This is a genomic window from Klebsiella sp. 2-CIP_Kleb., from assembly GCF_050378715.1.
Taxonomy (GTDB): Bacteria; Pseudomonadota; Gammaproteobacteria; order Enterobacterales; family Enterobacteriaceae; genus Klebsiella; species Klebsiella quasipneumoniae.
The window spans coordinates 1,419,118-1,441,325 of the sequence record NZ_JBNRLG010000001.1 but is presented as its reverse complement, the minus strand read 5'-3'; the positions used below and the strand labels follow the sequence as shown (position 1 = coordinate 1,441,325).

Below are 22,208 nucleotides of genomic sequence, written 5' to 3'. Positions count from 1 at the left end.
GGTCAGGCGTCAGCCGTACCCGGGAAATTGCCTGCCCTCATGGTTTTATTTCACCGCTTTTCCCTTCAGCAGTTTTCTCACCCATAGCCGATTCGGATTCAGCGCCGCCAGGGTGTCGCTATCCAGCGGCAGCGGTTCAGCGCTCATCTGCGCCGCCAGTATCTCAGCGCTTAACGGCGCGGTGCAAATGCCTCGCGATCCGAGGGCGCCAAGCATAAACAGGTTATGAAAGACCGGCGCGCTACCGGCGCTATCCTGCCGTTCGTGGAGGTTGGCGTATTGCGTCAATGTCGCCGCATAGTCCGGGACGTTGCCGACCATCGGCAAATGATCGCGGGTGGCGCAGCGCACGCCGCAGCGGGCGTCACTTGCGCTGATATCCACGTCCTGCGGCCACTCCGCGCCCGGGAAGCAGTCGATCAGCCGTTGCCGGTTGTGCTGCTGATCTCCTTCGCTGAAGGTGGTGTCGGTTTTGCCGCGATGGTAGCTGGCGCCAATACAATGCTGCTGGTTTTGCGGATTCTGCGGCGTCAGGTAGCCGTCGTAGCACAGCACCTGGCGCAAAGCGGAAAGCCGCGGGGTGGTGGGTATATGGCTGACCTGGCCACCCACGGGATAGACGGGCAACGGCGCGGTTTGCGCAAAATCCGCGATGCGGTGGCCGTTGGCCAGCACGACCGCCTGATGATAGCGCTGGTGGTTGAGCAGCCAGCCATCGCCTTCTGCACTCAGCGTCTCGACCTGATAACCATAATGCACGTGCAGACCGCGAGTTGCCGCCAGCGCCAGCAGCTCGGCGGTGAGCTGCTGTGGACACAGCCAACCGCCGGCCGGATAGGTTATGCCGCCGCAGCCGGTCTCGACGCCGGTCAGCTCCGCGGCCTGATCCGCCGTCACCGCGCAGGCGATATCAGGGGGCAACTCCAGGGCCAACATCTGGGCGATTTTGTGCGCGCTTTTTTCATCCCAGCCAAGCTGGGTGACCCCGCACCATTGATGATCGAACAGCACCGGCAGCGCGTCGTAGGTGCGGCGGGCGAAGGTAAAGGCGGCCGGGAAAAAGCGCGCCAGCGCCGGATCGTGCTGGCTTAACAGCGGGTAGAGCGCGCCCTGGCGATTACCGGAGGCGCCCTGCGCCGGGGCGTCGTCCGCGCAGTAGAGGGTCACCTGCCAGCCGCGACGCAGCAGCGCCAGGGAGAGCAGGGCGCTGGCGATACCGCCGCCGACGATGGCCGCTTCGCGGGCCTCGCTGCCTCGGCGGGCGAACCAGGGCGCGCGCGCCGGAAAGGCCAGCGTTTGCGCCATCTCGCCGGTCAGCATCTCCCGTTTGCGGCCGAAGCCCTTGGTTTTACGCAGGGTAAATCCGGCTTCCTGCAGGCCGCGGCGGACAAAACCGGCGGAGGTAAAAGTGGCCAGTGTTCCGCCGGGACGCGCCAGGCGCGCCATGGCATTGAACAGATCCTGGGTCCACATGTCGGGATTTTTCGCCGGGGCAAAGCCGTCGAGAAACCAGGCGTCCACCTGCTGATTCAGCGAATCATCCAGCTCTCTGGTCAGCTCGTTGATATCGCCAAACCACAGATCGAGCGTCACCCGTCCGCCGTCGAGCAGCAGACGATGGCACCCGGCGAAGGCCGAAGGCCATTGCGCTTGCAGCTGTTCTGCCCATGGGGCCAGCTCTGGCCAGCGCTGGTGCGCCAGGCGGAGATCTTCCGCCTTCAGCGGATATTTCTCAAAACTGATGAAATGTAACCTTTGCAGGGTAACGTCCGGGTTATCGCGAACAAAAACGTCAAACGCCTGCCAGAGAGTGAGGAAATTGAGCCCGGTGCCGAAGCCGCTCTCCGCAACGATCAACAGCGGGCGAGGGTGGCTGGAGAAGCGCTCCGGCAGGCGATTTCCGCCGAGAAAGACGTAGCGCGTCTCTTCCAGACCGTTGTCATTGGAAAAGTAAACATCGTCGAAATCTCGGGAAACAGGTGTACCCTCAGCATTGAATTCCAGGTTGGCGGGTTGTATAGCGTTTTGTTTCACGTAAGTTACTCGAATCACAAGGCGTAGCGCGATCTTAGCGATGTGTGCCTGAGGGCGCAAATTTATACACAAAATGTCTGATCGGACTTGTTCGGCGTACAAGTGTACGCTATTGTGCGACACGAAACTTAAAATAGTGAGACTTACAGAGGTATTTAATGAAACGTGCAGTGATTACTGGCTTGGGCATCGTTTCCAGCATCGGTAATAACCAGCAGGAAGTCCTGGCATCTCTGCGTGAAGGACGTTCAGGGATCACTTTCTCTCAGGAGCTTAAAGATTCAGGGATGCGCAGCCACGTATGGGGCAACGTCAAACTGGATACCACTGGCCTCATTGACCGCAAAGTAGTGCGCTTCATGAGCGACGCCTCCATCTATGCTTACCTGTCCATGGAACAGGCCGTTGCCGACGCAGGTCTGGCGCCGGAAGCATACCAGAATAACCCGCGTGTCGGCCTGATCGCAGGCTCCGGCGGCGGCTCCCCGAAATTCCAGGTCTTCGGCGCTGATGCCATGCGTAGCCCGCGTGGTCTGAAAGCCGTGGGTCCGTATGTGGTCACCAAAGCGATGGCTTCCGGCGTTTCCGCCTGCCTCGCCACGCCGTTTAAAATCCACGGCGTTAACTACTCCATCAGCTCCGCCTGCGCCACTTCCGCACACTGCATCGGTAATGCGGTAGAGCAGATTCAGCTGGGCAAACAGGATATCGTCTTTGCCGGCGGCGGCGAAGAGCTGTGCTGGGAAATGGCCTGCGAGTTCGACGCCATGGGCGCGCTGTCCACCAAATACAACGACACTCCAGAAAAAGCCTCCCGCACCTATGACGCCAACCGTGACGGCTTCGTTATCGCCGGCGGCGGCGGTATGGTCGTGGTGGAAGAGCTGGAACATGCTCTGGCGCGCGGCGCGCACATCTATGCCGAAATCGTCGGCTATGGCGCAACCTCCGATGGCGCAGACATGGTAGCTCCATCGGGTGAAGGCGCAGTGCGCTGTATGCAGATGGCGATGCACGGCGTGGATACCCCGATCGACTACCTGAACTCTCACGGCACCTCCACGCCGGTCGGCGACGTGAAAGAGCTGGGCGCGATCCGCGAAGTGTTCGGCGATAACAGCCCGGCTATCTCGGCGACCAAAGCGATGACCGGCCACTCGCTGGGCGCGGCGGGCGTACAGGAAGCTATCTACTCCCTGCTGATGCTGGAGCACGGCTTTATCGCGCCGAGCATCAACGTCGAAGAGCTGGACGAGCAGGCAGCCGGCCTGAACATCGTCACCAAACCGACTGACGCTAAGCTGACCACCGTGATGTCCAACAGCTTCGGCTTCGGCGGCACCAACGCCACGCTGGTGATGCGTAAATACAACGCCTAATCAGCACGCGATGCACTGAGGGGAGCCACCGGCTCCCCTTTTTTGTCATCTTGACAGGGTAAGGTCCCGCAGGCACACTGCTGGCGAATCCATTAGTCTCTCCACTAATGCGTAAGCGTTTAACGTCAACCAACGCGCCTTAACCCTGATAGTCAGGTGGAGGGGGCGTGTCGCTTTGCTCGCCTTACTCTGCGAATCTGGAGTAATGCATGTCCGCAGTCACTGAAACAACATCTCATTCTTCCGCGAATTTTTCGCTTTTTCGCATTACATTCGCCGTCTTTTTGACCTATATGACCGTCGGTTTGCCGCTGCCGGTGATCCCGCTATTTGTCCATCAGGAGCTGGGATTTGGTAACACTGTGGTCGGCGTGGCGGTGGGGATCCAGTTCCTCGCCACCGTTCTGACCCGCGGCTACGCCGGGCGTCTGGCAGACCAGTACGGCGCCAAACGTTCCGTCCTGCAGGGGATGCTGGCCTGCGCCCTGGCCGGTGCGGCCTGGCTGGCCGCTGCGCTGCTGCCGCTGCCGGTGTTCGCGAAGTTGGGCCTGTTGCTGCTGGGCCGCCTGATCCTCGGGTTTGGCGAAAGCCAGCTGCTGACCGGCAACCTGAGCTGGGGGATGGGCCTGGTGGGGCCGGCCCGCTCCGGCAAAGTGATGTCATGGAACGGCATGGCGATGTACGGTTCGCTGGCGGTGGGCGCCCCGCTGGGATTGTTAATATATAGCCATTTTGGCGTGGCGGTCCTCGCCTGCGTCACCATGACACTGCCGCTCGTCGCCTGGCTCATCAACGGGACGGTGCGCAAAGTGGCGGCGCACGGAGGCGAGCGGCCTTCACTGTGGAGCGTCATCGGCATGATCTGGCGGCCGGGGATTGGTCTGGGCCTGCAGGGCGTCGGCTTTGCGGTGATCGGCACCTTCGTCTCCCTCTATTTTGCCAGCCATCACTGGCCGATGGCCGGCTTTACCCTGACGGCGTTTGGCGGCGCTTTTGTGCTGATGCGGGTGCTGTTCGGCTGGATGCCGGATCGGTTTGGCGGCGTTAAAGTGGCGATGGTCTCGCTGCTGATAGAGGCGGTCGGTCTGACGCTGCTGGGGCTGGCGTCGGGCGTCTGGGTAGCGCTGGCCGGCGCGGCGCTGACCGGATGCGGCTGTTCGCTTATTTTCCCGTCGCTTGGCGTGGAGGTGGTGAAGCGCGTCCCGGCGCAGGTGCGCGGCACTGCGCTCGGCGGCTATGCGGCCTTTCAGGATATCTCTTATGGCCTGACCGGGCCGCTGACCGGTCTACTGGCCACTTCGCTGGGCTACTCGTCGGTATTTCTTGCCGGCGCCCTCTGCGCGGCGCTGGGGATCCTCGTCACCCTCATCTCATTTCGCCGCTAGGTTGTTGTCCGGCCTGAAACCGCTGTAGTCAACACCGTGGCGTTTGGCATGAAAGGGAGCCGTGAACGCCACCTGTGCCTGCTGGGCTACAGCAGGAGCCACAGCACCAGGAGCAGGACAACCGCGCCCAGCGCCAGCTGCCAGGGCTTAGCGGCCCATGTCCGCCTGGTCACGGGCTCCTCCTGCGGGATCGCCAGCGTCTCCTGGGCGCGGGCTACCCGCAGCACAAACACCTTGTTCAACAGCGCCAGGATCTGCGCCGGGCTCAGCGTGGTCTGCGGCGTAACCTGCCAGTTGCGACGGGCAAAGTCGACAATCTTCTGCCACTCTGCGGCCTCAAGCGGCTGCTTGAGCGCTCCCTGCAGCGAGGTCAACGTCGGCGCGGTTTGCGCGCTGAGGGTCTGCCGCGCCTGTAGCCAGTAGGAAAGCGGCGTGAAGTGCGTCGCCGGGATCAGCTCCCCGGACTTGACGCCGCAAAGTTCCAGCATGGACTGCCAAATCAGCTTGCTTGGTTCGCCGGTGGCGGCCGCCAGCTTCGTCACCAGCTGATTGAGCGTGTTGTGCTCGGCTGGCAACAGCGGGCGGAGGGTCGGCGGGCGCTGCTGCGGCTGCGGGATAGACAGCTGACCACGCTGCAGCAGATGCAGAATGTGCTCCAGTTGCGTCTGGCTGAGGGCATGCAGCGCCGTTTGCCCATAATGCTGACGAATATAATCGCTCACCGCCTGACGGTTATTGCCCTGGCCGAGCAGATCGCTGAGCTGCGCCAGGGTCTGGCGATGATGATGATTGTCCTGCGCGGCGGCTAAGCGCTGGTTGAGACTGGCCTCTGCGGCGCTGAAATGGCGGGCCAGCAGGGGCGTGTCGCCTTTTAGTCCGAGATCATGTTTGACGCAGGCCCACACTTCCGCATTCTGCTGCGAGGTCAGCGCCACCAGGCGCGTGATCAATCGCTCCAGGACGGTGCGTTGCTGCATGGAAAGCGAAGGTTCGCCGGTGGCGGCAGTGCCTGATGGGCCTCGCCCAGGAGGACGGTCTGGCATATCTGCAAGGGGGTGCGTCATGATTCATCCTTTCGATATCGCGGTACTGGAACCAGGTGATGAGTATGCCTGGCGGCCAGATTATGGCACACTTCCCCGGTTAACTCTCGTTCTCAGACAGGTACTGAACTGTGAAAATCCTCGTTGATGAAAATATGCCCTATGCCCGTGAGCTTTTTAGCCGTTTAGGCGACGTGCAGGCGATCCCGGGCCGCCCGGTTCCGGCCGATGCCCTGACCGATGCGGATGCCTTAATGGTGCGCTCGGTCACCCGGGTCAATGAAGCATTGCTTGCCGGCAAGGCCATCAGGTTCGTCGGCACCGCGACCGCAGGCACCGATCATGTCGATCAGGCGTGGCTGCAGCAGGCGGGGATTGGTTTCTCCGCGGCGCCCGGCTGCAACGCCATCGCGGTGGTGGAGTATGTCTTTTCAGCGCTGCTGATGCTGGCCGAACGTGACGGCTTCGCGCTGCGCGATCGCACCGTCGGGATCGTCGGCGTCGGTAACGTCGGCGGGCGGCTGCAAAAGCGCCTGGAGGCGTTGGGTATCAAAACCCTGCTTTGCGATCCCCCGCGTGCCGACCGCGGCGACGAAGGCGACTTCCGCTCCCTCGACGATCTGGTCCAGCAAGCTGATGTCATCACCTTCCATACCCCGCTGTATAAAGAAGGGCAATATAAAACCCTGCATCTGGCGGATGAGGCGCTGATTAGCCGCCTGAAGCCCGGAACGATTTTGATCAACGCCTGCCGCGGGCCGGTGGTGGATAACGCTGCGTTGCTGAAACGACTGGAAGCCGGTCAGTCCCTGAGCGTGGTGCTGGACGTTTGGGAGCCGGAGCCGGATCTCAACGTAGAGCTTCTTAAGCGAGTGGATATCGGCACGGCGCATATCGCCGGCTATACCCTTGAAGGGAAGGCGCGCGGGACGACGCAGGTGTTCGAAGCCTATAGCGCCTTTATCGGCCATCCGCAGCAGGTGGCGCTGGATACCCTGTTGCCGGCCCCGGAGTTTGGCCGCATCACCCTGCATGGCCCGCTCGATCAGCCGACGCTGAAAAGACTGGTACATTTGGTGTATGATGTGCGCCGCGATGATGCGCCGCTGCGGAAGGTGGCGGGCGTCGCCGGTGAATTCGACAAGCTGCGTAAAAATTATCAGGAACGTCGCGAATGGTCTTCGCTGTACGTGCAGTGCAGCGATGAGCAGGCGGCGGCCCTGTTGCGCCAGCTCGGTTTTAACGCCGTGCATCATCCTGTTCGTTAATGTCTTCTTAATGCCCCTGCCGGATACTCCGGCAGGGCCGCTTTATTTCTGGAGTAAACCACCATGTCTGAAGGCTGGAATATTGCCGTACTGGGCGCAACGGGCGCCGTAGGCGAAGCCCTGCTCGAAACTCTTGCTGAACGCCAGTTCCCGGTGGGGGAGATTTTTGCTCTGGCGCGCAATGAAAGCGCGGGCGAACATCTGCGTTTTGGTGGCAAGTCGGTGATCGTCAAGGACGCCGCCGAGTTTGACTGGACCCAGGCCCAGCTGGCTTTCTTTGCCGCAGGCGCAGAAGCCAGTGCGGCGTATGTCGAAGATGCGACAAACGCCGGGTGTCTGGTTATCGATCTCAGCGGCCTGTTTGCGCTGGAGCCGGACGTACCGCTGGTGGTGCCGGACGTGAACCCGTTTGTGTTAGGCGATTACCGCAACCGCAATCTGATTGCGGTGCCCAACAGTCTGACCAGCCAGCTGCTGACGGCGCTCAAGCCGCTTATCGATCAGGGTGGACTGTCGCGCATTAGCGTCACTAACCTGCTCTCCGCCTCAGGGCAGGGGAAAAAAGCGGTGGATGCGCTGGCAGGGCAGAGCGCCAAGCTGTTGAACGGCATCCCCATCGATGAAGACGATTTCTTTGGCCGCCAGCTGGCGTTCAACATGCTGCCGCTGCTGCCGGATCGTGAAGGTAGCGTGCGCGAAGAGCGCCGTATCGTCGATGAAGCGCGCAAAATTCTGCAGGATGACGGGCTGATGATCTCCGCCAGCGTCGTCCAGTCGCCGGTCTTCTACGGCCATGCGCAGATGGTGAACTTTGAAGCGATGCGTCCGCTGGCGGCGGAAGAGGCGCGTGACGCCTTTACCCGCGGCGAGGAGATCGAACTGTCTGAAGAGGGCGAATTCCCCACTCAGGTTGGCGACGCCTCCGGTAACGCCCGTCTCTCCATCGGCTGCGTGCATAATGACTACGGCATGCCGGAGCAGGTCCAGTTCTGGTCGGTGGCGGATAACGTCCGCTTCGGCGGCGCGCTGATGGCGGTGAAGATCGCCGAGAAGCTGATTGAGGAGTACCTGTACTGATGTCTGAGATGGAGCAACAGCCGGTCTGTAAAATCGCGCTGGGCATCGAGTACGACGGTAGCAAATATTACGGCTGGCAGCGGCAAAACGAAGTGCGCAGCGTGCAGGAGAAGCTGGAAAAGGCGCTCTCGCAGGTGGCGAACGAACCGATTACCGTCTTTTGCGCCGGCCGCACCGACGCCGGTGTCCATGGCACCGGCCAGGTGGTGCATTTCGAAACCCGGGCGCAGCGTAAAGATGCCGCCTGGACGCTGGGGGTAAATGCGAATTTACCTGGTGACATCGCGGTGCGTTGGGTCAAACATGTACCGGCGGATTTTCATGCCCGGTTCAGCGCCACGGCGCGCCGCTATCGTTACGTCATCTATAATCATCGCCTGCGTCCGGCGGTATTGAGTCATGGCGTCACGCATTTTCACCAGCCGCTCGACGCCGCGCGCATGCAGCGCGCCGCGCAGTGTCTGCTGGGGGAGAATGACTTCACCTCGTTTCGCGCAGTGCAGTGCCAGTCGCGAACCCCGTGGCGCAACGTGATGCACATTAACGTTAACCGCTACGGCGCTTATGTGGTGGTGGATATCAAAGCGAATGCCTTTGTACATCATATGGTCAGGAATATTGTGGGCAGCCTGATGGAAATCGGGGCCGGTAACCAGCCGGAGAGCTGGATGGCAGAACTGCTGGCAGCAAAAGACAGGACGCTCGCTGCGGCAACGGCAAAAGCGGAAGGGTTGTATCTGGTGTCGGTGGATTACCCGGCCCATTATGATTTACCGGTGCTGCCAATGGGCCCGCTGTTTCTGGCGGACTAATAGGGTCATTAAGGGTAAAGACAAACATGGACTTGATTCACTTTTTAATTGATTTCATCCTGCATATTGATGTGCACCTGGCCGAGCTGGTCGCCCAGTACGGCGTCTGGGTTTATGCCATTCTGTTTTTGATTCTGTTCTGCGAAACCGGGCTGGTGGTGACGCCGTTTCTGCCGGGAGATTCCCTGCTGTTCGTCGCGGGCGCGCTCTCGGCCCTGCCCACCAACGATCTTAATGTCCATCTGATGGTATTGCTGATGGTCATCGCGGCGATCGTCGGCGATGCGGTCAACTACACCATTGGCCGGCTGTTCGGCGAAAAGCTGTTCAGCAATCCGAACTCGAAGATTTTCCGTCGCAGCTATCTGGATAAAACCCATAGCTTCTACGAACGTCACGGCGGAAAAACCATTATCCTCGCGCGCTTTGTGCCGATAGTCCGAACCTTCGCGCCGTTTGTGGCGGGAATGGGGCATATGTCCTATCGTCATTTTGCGGCCTATAACGTCGTCGGGGCGCTGCTGTGGGTGCTGCTGTTCACCTACGCCGGCTATCTGTTTGGCGATCTGCCGGTGGTGCAGGAGAACCTTAAGCTGCTGATCGTGGCGATCATCGTGCTTTCCGTCCTGCCGGGCGTGATTGAGATTATTCGCCATAAGCGGGCGGCGACGAAGCAGGCGAAGTAGTTTAGCCTGTGTTGCGCGTGACGGTGCAGAGCGTCACGCGCAGCGGTTTGACCACTTTTTTATCCCATGTTCCGGGATGATATGATTTAATGTGCAACATTCATGGTCTGTAAGAGGCAAAAATGGCATTATGCGCCCCTTACGACAAAACTGGCATCGACCAGGTTCAGGCAGAAAGGTTATCAATGAGCTGGATTGAACGAATTAAAAGCAACATCACTCCCACCCGCAAGGCGAGCATTCCTGAGGGTGTATGGACCAAGTGCGACAGCTGCGGTCAGGTACTCTACCGCGCCGAGCTGGAGCGCAACCTGGAGGTTTGTCCTAAGTGCGATCACCATATGCGCATGTCGGCGCGTAATCGCCTGCATAGCCTGTTGGATGAAGGTTCTCTGGTGGAACTGGGAAGCGAACTTGAGCCAAAAGATGTGCTGAAGTTCCGCGATTCAAAAAAATACAAAGACCGCCTGGCGTCCGCTCAAAAAGAGACGGGCGAGAAAGACGCGCTGGTGGTAATGAAAGGTACGCTCTACGCGATGCCGGTTGTGGCCGCCGCTTTTGAATTCTCCTTTATGGGGGGGTCGATGGGTTCCGTCGTTGGCGCACGCTTTGTGCGCGCGGTGGAGCAGGCGCTGGAAGATAACTGCCCGCTGATCTGCTTCTCCGCCTCCGGTGGCGCCCGTATGCAGGAAGCGCTGATGTCGCTGATGCAGATGGCGAAAACCTCCGCGGCGCTGGCGAAAATGCAGGAGCGCGGATTACCGTACATCTCTGTGCTGACCGACCCGACCATGGGCGGCGTATCGGCGAGCTTTGCGATGCTGGGTGACCTGAACATTGCCGAGCCGAAAGCGCTGATCGGCTTTGCCGGTCCTCGCGTCATTGAGCAGACCGTACGTGAGAAGCTGCCGCCGGGATTCCAGCGCAGTGAGTTCCTGATTGAAAAAGGGGCGATCGATATGATCGTTCGCCGTCCGGAAATGCGTCTCAAGCTGGCCAGCATTCTGGCGAAGCTGATGAACCTGCCGGCGCCGGTTGCCGCTTCGGAAACGCCTCATGAAGGCGTGGTGGTGCCGCCGGCACCGGATCAGGAACCCGAGGCCTGATAAAGCAGAGGGCAGGGCCTGGCGGCGCTGCCCTTTTTTATTCATACGCGTTAACCGTCAATTCTTGCGGGCATCATGGAAAAAGATCCTATTCCTCAGGCCACGTCGCCCCTGGCTACGTGGCTTTCTTATCTGGAACATCTGCACAGTAAAACCATCGACCTGGGGCTGGCGCGCGTCAGCGAGGTCGCGCGGCAGATGGATATCGTCAAACCGGCGCCGTTCGTCTTTACGGTCGCGGGCACCAATGGCAAAGGCACCACCTGCCGCACGCTGGAAACCGTCCTGATGGCGGCCGGCTATAAAGTGGGGGTCTACAGCTCTCCGCATCTGGTGCGTTACACCGAACGCGTGCGCATTCAGGGAGCGGAACTGCCGGAGGCGGCGCATACGGCCTCGTTTGCGGAGATTGAAGCGGCGCGGGGCGACATCTCGCTGACCTACTTTGAGTACGGCACGCTCTCTGCGCTATGGTTGTTTAAGCAGGCGCAGCTGGACGTGGTGATCCTGGAGGTGGGGCTCGGCGGCCGTCTCGACGCCACTAATATCGTGGATGCCGATGTCGCCGTGGTTACCAGCATCGCTCTCGATCATACCGACTGGCTGGGACCGGATCGCGAAAGTATCGGCCGGGAGAAAGCCGGTATCTTCCGTGACGGAAAACCGGCGGTAGTAGGGGAGCCGGATATGCCGCACACCATTGCTGAAGTGGCGAGCGAGAAGGGCGCCCTGCTCCAGCGCCGCGGCGTCGACTGGCGCTATGAGGTGGAAGGCGAGACATGGTCTTTCCGCGACGCGGGCGGGGCGTTAAGCCGCCTGCCTCTGCCTCAGGTGCCGTTGCCGAACGCCGCCACGGCCGTGGCGGCGCTGCGCGCCAGCGGACTTGCCGTGGATGACGCTATCCTGCGCGCGGGGATCCGCGACGCGATGCTGCCGGGACGCTTTCAGATAATCAGCGACGCCCCGCGGGTGATCCTCGATGTGGCGCATAACCCGCACGCGGCGGCTTATCTCGCCGGGCGTCTCAAAACGTTAGCGAAAACGGGACGCGTGCTGGCGGTTATTGGTATGCTGCATGATAAGGACATTGCCGGCACGTTGGCCAATCTGGCCCCGGAAGTCGACGCCTGGTACTGCGCGCCGCTGGAAGGGCCGCGCGGGGCGACGGCGGAGCAGCTGGTGGAACATTTGCGTGGCGGCACAGTCTATAGCAGCGTGGCGCAGGCGTGGCATGCGGCCATGGCTGACGCTAAAGTGGAAGATACCGTGCTGGTGTGTGGTTCGTTTCACACGGTCGCACAGGTTATGGAAGAGATAGACGCGGGGAGAATCGGTGGCGAGTAAGTTTCAGAACCGTTTAGTCGGGACAATCGTGCTGGTGGCGCTGGGGGTGATTATCCTGCCAGGGCTGCTGGACGGGCAGAAAAAGCATTACCAGGATGAGTTTGCCGCGATCCCGCTGGTGCCGAAACCGGGCGATCGTGATGAACCGGATATGCTTCCGGCGGCGACTCAGGCGCTGCCTTCGCAGCCGCCGGAAGGGGCGGCGGAAGAGGTGCGGGCGGGCGATGCCGCCGCGCCATCGTTAGATCCGTCGCGTATCCCGGTGAACAGCAACAGCTTCGATGACGTTCAGGAGCCGGTAGTGGCCGCGAAACCCCAGCCTAAACCTCAGCCGAAGCCGCAGCCGCAACAGCAGGCCGCGACGCCAACGCCACCGCCTGCTAAGCCACAGCAGCAACAACCGCAGCAGCAGGCGGCCCTGCCGGCGCCGACCGGCAAAGCCTATGTGGTTCAGCTGGGCGCGTTGAAGAACGCCGATAAGGTGAACGAGATCGTTGGTAAACTGCGGGCGTCGGGCTTCAAAGTGTATACGTCGCCTTCGACGCCGGTACAGGGTAAAATTACCCGTATCCTCGTCGGGCCGGATGCGTCAAAAGACAAGCTCAAGGGCCAGCTGGGCGATCTGCAACAGATCTCCGGGCTCAGCGGGGTGGTGATGGGCTTCACCCCGAACTGATTGTTTTTTCCGCGATGCGGAAAGAACGCGGCGGGGCTAAACGCCCCGTAAACCCTGTCTCAGCCGCCCTGAAGAGGCGAAAGACAGTCTGGCGTTGAATGTTTTTTCAGCGCCATTTTTATTTCTGTAGGGCAAGGAAATCCCTACGCAAACGTTTTCTTTTTCTGTTAGAATGCGCCCCGAACTGGACGACAGGGCGTAAAATCGTGGGACGTATATGGTCTGGATTGATTACGCCATTATGGCGGTGCTGGGTCTTTCTTGCCTGGTCAGCCTGATCCGCGGCTTCGTTCGCGAAGCTTTATCGTTAGTCACGTGGGGTTGCGCGTTTTATGTCGCCAGCCACTACTACGCTGATCTGTCTGTCTGGTTTACGGGCTTTGAGGATGAACGGGTTCGAAATGGGATTGCTATTGCGGCGCTGTTTATCGTGACGCTCATCGTTGGCGCTATCGTGAACTATGTGATAGGCCAGCTGGTGGAGAAAACCGGTTTGTCAGGTACCGACAGGGTATTGGGGATCTGCTTCGGCGCGCTACGTGGGGTGCTGATCATCGCCGCTATTCTGTTCTTCCTTGACACCTTTACCGGGATGGCGAAGAGCGATGACTGGCATCAGTCGCAGTTTATTCCCTATTTTACCCCCGTCATCAGATGGTTTTTTGAATACCTGCAAAGCTCGTCAAGTTTCTTGCCTAAAGTATAGACTTTAGGTCGTTGCTGAACGAGGAAAAGACGTATGTGCGGTATTGTCGGTATCGCCGGTGTTATGCCGGTTAACCAGTCGATTTATGATGCGCTAACGGTGCTCCAGCACCGTGGACAGGATGCCGCTGGCATCATCACCATTGATGCTAACAACTGCTTCCGGTTGCGTAAGGCTAACGGGCTGGTAAGCGACGTATTCGAAGCCCGCCATATGCAGCGTATGCAGGGCAATATGGGGATTGGCCACGTGCGTTACCCCACGGCGGGCAGCTCCAGCGCCTCCGAAGCGCAGCCGTTTTACGTCAACTCGCCGTATGGCATCACGTTGGCGCATAACGGCAACCTGACCAACGCCCATGAGCTGCGTAAAAAGCTGTTTGAAGAAAAACGCCGCCACATCAATACCACCTCAGATTCCGAAATCCTCCTCAATATTTTCGCCAGTGAGCTGGATAACTTCCGTCACTACCCACTGGAAGCGGATAACATCTTTGCCGCGATTGCGGCGACCAACCGCTTGATCCGCGGCGCGTACGCTTGCGTGGCGATGATCATCGGTCATGGCATGGTGGCCTTCCGCGACCCGAACGGCATTCGTCCGCTGGTGTTGGGCAAACGTGACGTAGGCGATGGCCGCACCGAGTATATGGTGGCCTCGGAAAGCGTGGCGCTTGACACCCTTGGCTTTGAATTCCTGCGCGATGTGGCGCCGGGCGAAGCGGTTTATATTACCGAGAAGGGCCAGCTGTTTACCCGTCAGTGCGCCGATAACCCGGTCAGCAACCCGTGCCTGTTCGAGTACGTCTATTTTGCCCGTCCGGACTCGTTTATCGACAAAATTTCCGTCTACAGCGCCCGCGTTAATATGGGAACCAAGCTGGGCGAGAAGATTGCCCGCGAGTGGGAAGATCTGGATATTGACGTCGTTATCCCGATCCCGGAGACCTCCTGCGATATCGCGCTGGAGATCGCCCGCATCCTCGACAAGCCTTATCGACAGGGCTTCGTGAAGAACCGCTACGTCGGCCGCACATTTATCATGCCGGGCCAGCAGCTGCGTCGTAAGTCTGTGCGCCGCAAGCTCAACGCCAACCGTGCGGAGTTCCGCGATAAGAACGTGCTGCTGGTGGACGATTCCATCGTTCGCGGCACCACCTCGGAGCAGATCATCGAGATGGCGCGCGAAGCAGGGGCGAAAAAAGTGTATCTGGCCTCAGCCGCGCCGGAAATTCGTTTCCCGAACGTGTACGGTATCGATATGCCGACCGCCAACGAACTTATCGCTCATGGCCGCGAAGTGGATGAGATCCGCCAGATCATCGGCGCCGATGGCCTGATTTTCCAGGATCTCAACGATCTGATCGAGGCGGTGCGCGCGGAAAATCCGGATATTCAGCAGTTTGAATGTTCTGTGTTCAACGGCGTGTACGTCACCCGGGATGTCGACCAGCAGTACCTCGACTACCTCGATTCCCTGCGTAACGATGATGCCAAAGCGGTTCAGCTGCAGAACGAAGTCGAAAACCTCGAGATGCACAACGAGGGTTAAGCCGTTCACGCGTCGCGGGCCTGCCGTTCCTGATGGACGGCGGGCCTTTTTTTCGCCCGGCAACGGTGCGTCAATGGTTGCGCCAACGGCTATAATCCGGCAAAGTCTGCGGCATGACGCGCAAGGGGTAACAGAACGTGAAACGACTGATTATTGGCATTTCCGGCGCCAGCGGCGCCATCTATGGCGTGCGGATGCTGCAGGTGCTGCGGGATGTGCCGGATATTGAAACCCATCTGATCCTCAGTCAGGCGGCGCGCCAGACGCTGGCGATGGAGACCGACTTTACCGTGCGTGAAGTGCAGGCGCTGGCTGATGTGGTGCATGATGCCCGCGACATCGCCGCCAGTATCTCCTCCGGCTCGTTTAAAACCGCCGGGATGGTGATTTTACCCTGCTCAATGAAAACGCTCTCGGGTATTGTCCATAGCTACACGGATGGTCTGCTGACGCGGGCGGCGGATGTGGTGCTGAAGGAGCGTCGTCCGCTGGTGCTCTGCGTGCGGGAGACTCCGTTCCATCTTGGCCATCTGCGACTGCTGGTGCAGGCTGCGGAGCTGGGGGCGGTGATTATGCCGCCGGTGCCGGCCTTCTACCATCGGCCGCAAAGCCTGGATGATGTTATCAACCAGACCGTCAACCGGGTACTCGATCAGTTCGACATTAGCCTGGAACAAGACTTATTTACGCGCTGGCAAGGGTCACAGGATTGCACCAAATAGGTGCGTGAAATGTACGCTTGCGCTGCGCTGGTGCAAATTTGTCGTCCCGATCAAATCCTCGACATTTATTTCGTCTTTTTGCGCTCAGGCGCTGCGGTTTCGCCAGTAATGCTGGTATCTTCCCTTTTAAGACAATCCTGCAACTTTATTTTAACAAATTTAACCCTGTTCCCGGCACGCACCGGGAAGATGGCACAAAAACTGCAGGATTGATCGGCAATCACCATAACAAGCAACGCACCACATCACGACACTTAAGGGTACTGTATGAAGAAGACGATTCTGGCTCTCTCTTTACTCGTGGGAATGAGCAGCACGGCCAGTGTGTTTGCTGCTCTGCCGCAGAGCATTCGCATTGGCACTGACGCGACCTATGCGCCCTTTTCGTCGAAAGACGCGAAAGGGGACTTTGTTGGCTTTGATATCGATTTAGGCAATGAACTGTGCTCCCGTATTAAGGTGAAATGTACCTGGGTCGGCAGTGATTTTGACTCCCTGATCCCCTCCCTCAAGGCGAAGAAAATTGACGCCATCATCTCCTCGCTCTCCATCACCGAGAAGCGCCAGCAAGAGATCGCCTTCTCTGACAAGCTTTATGCCGCCGACTCCCGGCTGATCGCGGCCAAAGGCTCGCCGATCCAGCCGACGCTGGAGGCGCTGAAAGGTAAGCACGTCGGCGTGCTGCAGGGCTCCACGCAGGAAGCCTATGCTAACGATCGCTGGCGCAGCCAGGGCGTTGACGTGGTGGCATATCAGAACCAGGACCTGATCTATTCCGACCTCTCCGCTGGTCGTCTGGATGCGGCGCTGCAGGATGAAGTCGCCGCCAGCGAAGGCTTCCTGAAGCAGCCTGCCGGGAAAGATTTCGCCTTTGCCGGCCCGTCCGTTAAAGACAAAAAGTACTTTGGCGACGGCACCGGTATCGGCCTGCGTAAGGACGACGCCGAGCTGAAAGCCGCGTTTGATAAAGCGCTGGGCGAGATGCGCAAAGACGGCACCTACGACAAAATGGCGAAGAAATACTTCGATTTTAACGTCTACGGCGACTAAGACTGCCGCAGGCCCGCGCTATCGGGTGGGCCTGCCGCCATGCTCGTGTAAAAGCCCTGAAAAGGTGCATCGCCAGACGCTGTGGATCATTTTAGTGCAAAGGCAGGCGCTTTTGCGGCTAAAAAATGCATAGTTAAGCGTTTGTGATGCAAAAAAATGGCCTTTCTGGTGCATAAATCTTTGCCCTCAAGGGGCGAATAATGGCACGATAACTGGTGTTAATAGTTCTAATAAACCCGTTAGAATGACAGTCTGTCGAGGATAGTTATGAAAAAACTGGCGTTGTCTCTCTCTTTAGCGCTGGCCCTTTCCAGCGTTTCCACGGTCTTTGCCGCTATTCCGCAAAAAATTCGTATCGGTACCGATCCGACTTATGCTCCCTTCGAATCGAAGAATGCGCAGGGGGAATTGGTGGGTTTTGATATCGATCTGGCAAAAGAGCTGTGTAAGCGTATTAATACCCAATGTACCTTTGTGGAAAACCCGCTGGATGCGCTGATCCCCTCTTTAAAAGCGAAGAAAATCGACGCGATTATGTCTTCGCTGTCGATTACCGAAAAGCGTCAGCAGGAAATCGCTTTCACCGACAAACTGTATGCGGCTGATTCGCGTCTGGTGGTGAAAAAGGGCAGCCCGGTAACGCCGGATCTTGCCACCCTGAAGGGTAAGCGCGTGGGCGTGCTGCAGGGTACGACGCAGGAAACTTATGGTAATGAGCACTGGGCGCCGAAAGGTATCGAAATTGTCTCCTATCAGGGGCAGGACAATATCTATTCCGACCTGACCGCCGGCCGTATTGACGCCGCTTTCCAGGATGAGGTCGCGGCCAGCGAAGGGTTCCTGAAACAGCCTATCGGTAAAGATTATCAGTTTGGCGGTCCGTCGATTAAGGACGAAAAGCTGTTCGGCGTCGGCACCGGTATGGGGCTGCGTAAGGAAGACAACGAACTGCGCGAAGCGCTGAATAAAGCGTTTGCAGAGATGCGTAAGGACGGCACCTACGACAAGCTGGCGAAAAAATATTTCGATTTTAACGTATACGGCGAATAATTCTCACGCCTCACCATTGCGCGTCCGATTCACGCGCAATGGTGGATGACAGACAGGGTAGGCAGCATGCTGTATGGGTTTTCACAGGTTATTTTGCAGGGTGCGCTTGTCACCCTGGAGCTTGCGCTCAGCTCGGTCGTTCTCGCCGTCCTGATTGGGCTGGCGGGCGCTGGCGCAAAGCTATCGAGCAATCGTCCTCTGGCGCTGGTATTTGAAGGCTATACCACACTGATCCGCGGCGTCCCCGACCTGGTGCTGATGCTGTTGATTTTCTACGGCCTGCAGATTGCGCTTAACAGCGTTACCGACGCGCTGGGCATGGCGCAGTTTGATATTGACCCGATGATCGCCGGGATTATTACCCTTGGCTTTATCTATGGCGCCTATTTTACGGAAACCTTCCGCGGCGCCTACCTGGCGGTGCCGAAGGGGCATATCGAAGCGGCCACCGCCTTTGGCTTCAGCGGCGGGCAGACGTTCCGGCGCATCCTGTTCCCGGCGATGATGCGCTACGCGCTGCCGGGGATCGGCAACAACTGGCAGGTTATCCTCAAGGCGACGGCGCTGGTCTCGCTGCTGGGGCTGGAGGATGTGGTCAAAGCCACGCAGCTGGCGGGCAAAAGCACCTGGCAGCCGTTCTACTTCGCCATCGTCTGCGGCCTGATTTATCTGGTATTTACCACCCTTTCTAATGGCGTACTGCTGCTGCTCGAACGCCGCTATACCGTTGGCGTCAAGAGGGCTGACCTGTGATTGAAATTATTCAGGAATATTGGAAATCCCTGCTGTGGACCGACGGCTATCGCTTTACCGGCGTGGCGATTACCTTATGGTTGCTGATCTCTTCGGTGGTCATGGGGGGCATCCTGGCGGTCTTTCTGGCAATCGGCCGCGTTTCGAGCAATAAGTTCATCCAGTTTCCCATCTGGCTGTTTACTTACATATTTCGCGGCACGCCGCTGTATGTGCAGCTGTTGGTCTTTTACTCCGGTATGTACACCCTGGAAATCGTCAAAGGCACTGAACTGCTGAACGCCTTTTTCCGCAGCGGGCTAAACTGTACGGTGCTGGCGCTGACCCTGAACACCTGCGCTTATACCACCGAAATTTTCGCCGGCGCGATCCGCTCGGTACCGGCGGGCGAAATTGAAGCGGCGCGGGCCTACGGCTTCTCTTCGGTCAAACTGTACCGCTGCATCATCCTGCCTTCCGCGCTGCGGATTGCGCTGCCGGCCTACAGTAACGAAGTGATCCTGATGCTGCACTCGACGGCGCTGGCGTTTACCGCTACGGTGCCGGATCTGCTGAAAATCGCCCGCGATATCAACTCGGCCACCTATCAGCCGTTCACCGCCTTTGGCATCGCCGCAGTGCTCTATTTAATTATCTCGTATGTGCTGATTAGCTTGTTCCGCAAAGCGGAAAAGCGTTGGTTGCAGCATATCAAACCTTCTTCGACGCATTGAGAACGCCATGTCCGACAATAAATTAAACGTTATCGATCTGCATAAACGCTATGGGGAACACGAGGTGCTGAAGGGCGTCTCGCTGCAGGCGAAAGCCGGGGACGTTATCAGTATCATCGGTTCATCGGGTTCCGGGAAAAGTACCTTTTTACGCTGTATTAACTTCCTTGAAAAACCGAGCGAAGGCACGATCGTCGTCAGCGGCCAGAATATTGGCCTGGTACGGGATAAAGACGGTCAGCTGAAGGTGGCCGACAAGAACCAGCTGCGCCTGCTGCGCACCCGGTTGACCATGGTGTTTCAGCATTTCAATCTGTGGAGCCATATGACGGTGCTGGAGAACGTCATGGAGGCGCCGATTCAGGTGCTGGGCTTAAGCAAACAGGAAGCGCGCGAACGGGCGGTAAAATACCTGGCCAAGGTCGGGATAGACGAACGTCAGCAGGCGAAATACCCGGTGCATCTTTCCGGCGGCCAGCAGCAGCGTGTCTCTATTGCCCGCGCGCTGGCGATGGAGCCGGAAGTGCTGCTGTTCGATGAGCCGACCTCCGCGCTGGATCCGGAGCTGGTGGGCGAAGTGTTACGCATCATGCAGCAGTTGGCGGAAGAGGGGAAAACCATGGTGGTGGTGACCCACGAAATGGGCTTTGCCCGCCACGTCTCTTCACATGTCATTTTCCTGCATCAGGGAAAAATCGAAGAGGAAGGGCATCCGGACGCGCTGTTCGGCGCGCCGAAAAGCCCGCGCCTGCAGCAGTTTCTGAAAGGTTCGTTGAAATAAACGGCTTACCCGGCGTCTGCGGGCGCCGGGTGGGATTCACGCTCCAGCCGGTAAATCCAGTCATCGTAATCGACGCCGTTCAGATGATAGGCTTTCTCCAGCACCTGCGTGCGCACAAAGCCTTGCTTCTCCAGCAGGCGCGATGATCCACGATTCTCTCCCAACACCCAGGCATTGATGGCCTGTACCCCCAGCGTGCTGAAACCATAATCGCAGATCGCCCGCAGCGCTTCGCTGGCATAGCCTTTTCCCTGAGCCTCGGGCAGCAGCGCATAGCCGACGTCGGCCTCGTGCGGATTTTTAGGGCTGATGCGAAGCCCAATATCGCCCAGCGCATCGCCGCGCTTATTACGCAGAACATACACGCCGGGATCGGCGCAGCGACTGGCGAACACGCTGCGCAACGTCTCCTCGCTTAACACTTCGCCCATAAAACGCATCACCTGCGGATCCTGGCGCAGGCGCAGAAAAAAGGGCCAGTCATCGGTAACAAAGCGGGTAAGCGAAAGGCGAGGCGTGGTGATGGTCGTCATAAAGCAGTCAATTCGAAGAAGGAAAGGCCTACCTTAGCACTTTGCTTCGCCAGGTAACACCGGCGAACCGGCCGACTGGCGATGAACTCAGGCGCTTCAGGGCGCTGGCTGTCCGGGATATGGCGATGCTGCAGCGCCAGGCTGAGGCCATCCAGGCGTGGAGCATGAGCCAGCAGAATGGAATCAGGGGAGCCAATGCTCCCCTGTGTCAGCCATTAACTCAGCACATCCTTTAGCGCTTCGTCGAGATCGTACCAGCGGAAGGCGAAGCCGGCGGCTTCCAGTCGCTTAGGCAGCGCGCGCTGGCCGCCGAGCACCAGCACAGCGGATTCGCCCATCAGCAGGCGGATGGCGGCGGCGGGAACGCGGAAAATCGCCGGTCGATTGAGCGCATGACCCAGCGCGTGCGCGAACTGCTCGTTATGCACGGGATAGGGCGAAACCATATTGAATGGGCCGCGCAGATCGTTATCCAGCAGCCACAGAATGCCGTTAACCATATCGTCGATATGGATCCAGGCCAGGTACTGTCTGCCGCTGCCGATAGGCCCACCGAGGCCGAGCTTAAAGGCCGGGGTCATTTTGCCAAGAATACCGCCCCGCGGCGCCAGTACCACGCCGGTGCGCAGCAGACAGACGCGGGTGCGCTCGCTTTGCGCTTCGCAGGCAATTTGCTCCCAGCGGGCGCAGAGCTTATGGGTAAACTCATTGTGCGGCGGCTCTTCTTCTGTCACCACCACTTCGCCGAGGTCGCCGTAATAGCCGGTGGCTGACCCGCTGATCAGCACGGAGGGAGGAGTATCGCTGGCGTGGAACAAGCCCACCAGCCGCTGAGTGAGATCCCAGCGACTATGGCATAAGCGCTGTTTCTGCTCGGCGGTCCAGCGTTTATCGGCGATGGGCTCGCCCGCCAGATTGATGACGGCATCAATGTCATTGAGGTGGTGATGGCCCTCGAAATCGCGCCACAGCGTGACGCGCGGATCGAGACGGGCGCGGGCGGTATCCGGATGTCGGGTGGAGACCGTGACGCTATGCCCAAGCTCCAGCAGTCTGGGTATCAGATGTCGGCCAATCAGGCCGGTACCACCAGTAAGCAGGATCTTCATACCACCTCCCTGACATGGTTAGCGCCGCCAGCTCATGGTCATGGATACCGAGTCGGCATAGCGCAGCGCGTGAAGTTTATCGATCTCCACTTCAGCATATGTGACCCAGTGATGTTCGCATGCGATATTCAGCACATCCTGAGTTAATTTTTCCAGCAGCGAGAAACGACCATTCTCAAGATGGCTAATGATGCGTTTGGTAATGGTGCGGTAGTTCAACGCATCATTAATGTCCTCGCTGTCGCGCGCTTTATCGGCAGGGTAGTGAATGGCCACATTCACTACCACATCCTGGCGGTTGGCGATCTCTTCCTCTTTAATACCAATAAAAGTACGCAGGCGCAGGTTCTTAATACGAATAATGGCGTCTGGTTGAGACATTGCAGGCTTCCTCCGTGGTTTAAGTCCTGCAATCATACAACAAAGCGCG

At 58.8% G+C, this 22,208-nt stretch carries 24 protein-coding genes; 18 read left to right on the top strand and 6 right to left on the bottom strand.

Features of this window, described 5'->3' with window-relative positions:
- Nucleotides 1–45: 45 nt before the first annotated feature.
- The gene (mnmC, locus tag ACQUTP_RS06980; protein ID WP_004201784.1) at nt 46–2,034 is read right to left on the bottom strand and encodes a bifunctional tRNA (5-methylaminomethyl-2-thiouridine)(34)-methyltransferase MnmD/FAD-dependent 5-carboxymethylaminomethyl-2-thiouridine(34) oxidoreductase MnmC; all 1,989 of its coding nucleotides are present in this window, start codon (nt 2,032–2,034) and stop codon (nt 46–48) included.
- Nucleotides 2,035–2,192: 158 nt separating this feature from the next.
- Here mnmC and fabB point away from each other — a divergent pair, with 158 nt between their 5' ends.
- Nucleotides 2,193–3,413, top strand: a complete 1,221-nt coding sequence (gene fabB, locus ACQUTP_RS06975; protein WP_002913291.1) for a beta-ketoacyl-ACP synthase I — start codon at nt 2,193–2,195, stop codon at nt 3,411–3,413.
- 209 nt (nt 3,414–3,622) lie between these two features.
- On the top strand, nt 3,623–4,798 hold the full coding sequence (locus tag ACQUTP_RS06970; protein ID WP_043520214.1) for an MFS transporter: 1,176 nt from the start codon (nt 3,623–3,625) through the stop codon (nt 4,796–4,798).
- A gap of 86 nt (nt 4,799–4,884) precedes the next feature.
- Here the strand turns inward: ACQUTP_RS06970 and flk are convergent, their stop codons facing one another.
- Nucleotides 4,885–5,862, bottom strand: coding sequence for a flagella biosynthesis regulator Flk (gene flk, locus ACQUTP_RS06965; RefSeq protein ID WP_017899511.1), 978 nt, complete (start codon nt 5,860–5,862; stop codon nt 4,885–4,887).
- 110 nt (nt 5,863–5,972) lie between these two features.
- On the opposite strand from flk, the gene pdxB reads away from it, so the two are divergent.
- The 10 genes from pdxB to ACQUTP_RS06915 all read left to right on the top strand — a co-directional run bounded on the left by pdxB (nt 5,973) and on the right by ACQUTP_RS06915 (nt 15,789).
- Entirely contained in the window at nt 5,973–7,109 is a 1,137-nt protein-coding gene (pdxB, locus tag ACQUTP_RS06960; RefSeq protein WP_004201779.1) for a 4-phosphoerythronate dehydrogenase PdxB, read from the top strand.
- A 63-nt stretch (nt 7,110–7,172) separates the two neighbouring features.
- Nucleotides 7,173–8,186, top strand: a complete 1,014-nt coding sequence (locus ACQUTP_RS06955) for an aspartate-semialdehyde dehydrogenase (RefSeq protein WP_004201776.1) — start codon at nt 7,173–7,175, stop codon at nt 8,184–8,186.
- Nucleotides 8,186–8,998 carry a tRNA pseudouridine(38-40) synthase TruA gene (truA, locus tag ACQUTP_RS06950; protein WP_043520221.1) on the top strand — a complete coding sequence of 271 codons (813 nt, stop codon included), beginning with the start codon at nt 8,186–8,188 and terminating at the stop codon, nt 8,996–8,998. Before ACQUTP_RS06955 ends, truA begins: the two co-directional genes overlap by 1 nt.
- 26 nt (nt 8,999–9,024) lie before the next feature.
- Entirely contained in the window at nt 9,025–9,684 is a 660-nt protein-coding gene (locus tag ACQUTP_RS06945; protein ID WP_048295251.1) for a DedA family protein, read from the top strand.
- 185 nt (nt 9,685–9,869) lie between these two features.
- Complete coding sequence (accD, locus tag ACQUTP_RS06940; protein WP_004201773.1) at nt 9,870–10,790, top strand: acetyl-CoA carboxylase, carboxyltransferase subunit beta; 921 nt, start codon at nt 9,870–9,872, stop codon at nt 10,788–10,790.
- A 75-nt stretch (nt 10,791–10,865) separates the two neighbouring features.
- Nucleotides 10,866–12,134: a bifunctional tetrahydrofolate synthase/dihydrofolate synthase gene (gene folC / locus ACQUTP_RS06935; RefSeq protein ID WP_100050766.1), complete on the top strand. Its 1,269-nt coding sequence runs from the start codon at nt 10,866–10,868 to the stop codon at nt 12,132–12,134.
- Nucleotides 12,124–12,810, top strand: coding sequence for a cell division protein DedD (gene dedD, locus ACQUTP_RS06930; RefSeq protein ID WP_004201770.1), 687 nt, complete (start codon nt 12,124–12,126; stop codon nt 12,808–12,810). The genes folC and dedD overlap by 11 nt, the downstream gene beginning before the upstream one ends.
- A 217-nt stretch (nt 12,811–13,027) precedes the next feature.
- A complete protein-coding gene (cvpA, locus tag ACQUTP_RS06925; RefSeq protein ID WP_002913214.1) occupies nt 13,028–13,516 on the top strand; it encodes a colicin V production protein in 489 nt (162 codons plus the stop codon).
- A 33-nt stretch (nt 13,517–13,549) separates the two neighbouring features.
- Complete coding sequence (purF, locus tag ACQUTP_RS06920) at nt 13,550–15,067, top strand: amidophosphoribosyltransferase (protein WP_004180758.1); 1,518 nt, start codon at nt 13,550–13,552, stop codon at nt 15,065–15,067.
- A gap of 137 nt (nt 15,068–15,204) precedes the next feature.
- On the top strand, nt 15,205–15,789 hold the full coding sequence (locus tag ACQUTP_RS06915) for a UbiX family flavin prenyltransferase (RefSeq protein ID WP_004180755.1): 585 nt from the start codon (nt 15,205–15,207) through the stop codon (nt 15,787–15,789).
- A 65-nt stretch (nt 15,790–15,854) separates the two neighbouring features.
- On the opposite strand, the gene ACQUTP_RS06910 is transcribed toward ACQUTP_RS06915, so the two are convergent.
- Nucleotides 15,855–16,016 (bottom strand): hypothetical protein, encoded by a 162-nt coding sequence (locus ACQUTP_RS06910; RefSeq protein WP_004140952.1) that lies wholly within the window; start codon nt 16,014–16,016, stop codon nt 15,855–15,857.
- 40 nt (nt 16,017–16,056) lie between these two features.
- Here ACQUTP_RS06910 and argT point away from each other — a divergent pair, with 40 nt between their 5' ends.
- The 5 genes from argT (at nt 16,057) to hisP (ending at nt 20,136) form a co-directional block, all read left to right on the top strand.
- Entirely contained in the window at nt 16,057–16,839 is a 783-nt protein-coding gene (argT, locus tag ACQUTP_RS06905; RefSeq protein WP_004180753.1) for a lysine/arginine/ornithine ABC transporter substrate-binding protein ArgT, read from the top strand.
- Between the two features lie 267 nt (nt 16,840–17,106).
- The gene (gene hisJ, locus ACQUTP_RS06900; RefSeq protein WP_002913209.1) at nt 17,107–17,889 is read left to right on the top strand and encodes a histidine ABC transporter substrate-binding protein HisJ; all 783 of its coding nucleotides are present in this window, start codon (nt 17,107–17,109) and stop codon (nt 17,887–17,889) included.
- Nucleotides 17,890–17,955: 66 nt separating this feature from the next.
- On the top strand, nt 17,956–18,642 hold the full coding sequence (locus ACQUTP_RS06895; protein ID WP_004201769.1) for a histidine ABC transporter permease HisQ: 687 nt from the start codon (nt 17,956–17,958) through the stop codon (nt 18,640–18,642).
- Entirely contained in the window at nt 18,639–19,355 is a 717-nt protein-coding gene (gene hisM, locus ACQUTP_RS06890) for a histidine ABC transporter permease HisM (RefSeq protein WP_002913207.1), read from the top strand. The genes ACQUTP_RS06895 and hisM overlap by 4 nt, the downstream gene beginning before the upstream one ends.
- A 7-nt stretch (nt 19,356–19,362) precedes the next feature.
- The gene (gene hisP, locus ACQUTP_RS06885; RefSeq protein ID WP_002913206.1) at nt 19,363–20,136 is read left to right on the top strand and encodes a histidine ABC transporter ATP-binding protein HisP; all 774 of its coding nucleotides are present in this window, start codon (nt 19,363–19,365) and stop codon (nt 20,134–20,136) included.
- Nucleotides 20,137–20,141: 5 nt separating this feature from the next.
- On the opposite strand, the gene ACQUTP_RS06880 is transcribed toward hisP, so the two are convergent.
- On the bottom strand, nt 20,142–20,669 hold the full coding sequence (locus tag ACQUTP_RS06880) for a GNAT family N-acetyltransferase (RefSeq protein ID WP_004201767.1): 528 nt from the start codon (nt 20,667–20,669) through the stop codon (nt 20,142–20,144).
- Between the two features lie 119 nt (nt 20,670–20,788).
- Here ACQUTP_RS06880 and ACQUTP_RS06875 point away from each other — a divergent pair, with 119 nt between their 5' ends.
- Nucleotides 20,789–20,905, top strand: a complete 117-nt coding sequence (locus tag ACQUTP_RS06875; protein ID WP_032425776.1) for a hypothetical protein — start codon at nt 20,789–20,791, stop codon at nt 20,903–20,905.
- On the opposite strand, the gene ACQUTP_RS06870 is transcribed toward ACQUTP_RS06875, so the two are convergent.
- Nucleotides 20,885–21,778 carry a TIGR01777 family oxidoreductase gene (locus ACQUTP_RS06870; RefSeq protein WP_004201764.1) on the bottom strand — a complete coding sequence of 298 codons (894 nt, stop codon included), beginning with the start codon at nt 21,776–21,778 and terminating at the stop codon, nt 20,885–20,887. The genes ACQUTP_RS06875 and ACQUTP_RS06870 overlap by 21 nt on opposite strands.
- 18 nt (nt 21,779–21,796) lie before the next feature.
- Entirely contained in the window at nt 21,797–22,159 is a 363-nt protein-coding gene (gene folX, locus ACQUTP_RS06865; RefSeq protein ID WP_002913200.1) for a dihydroneopterin triphosphate 2'-epimerase, read from the bottom strand.
- Between the last annotated feature and the right edge of the window lie 49 nt (nt 22,160–22,208).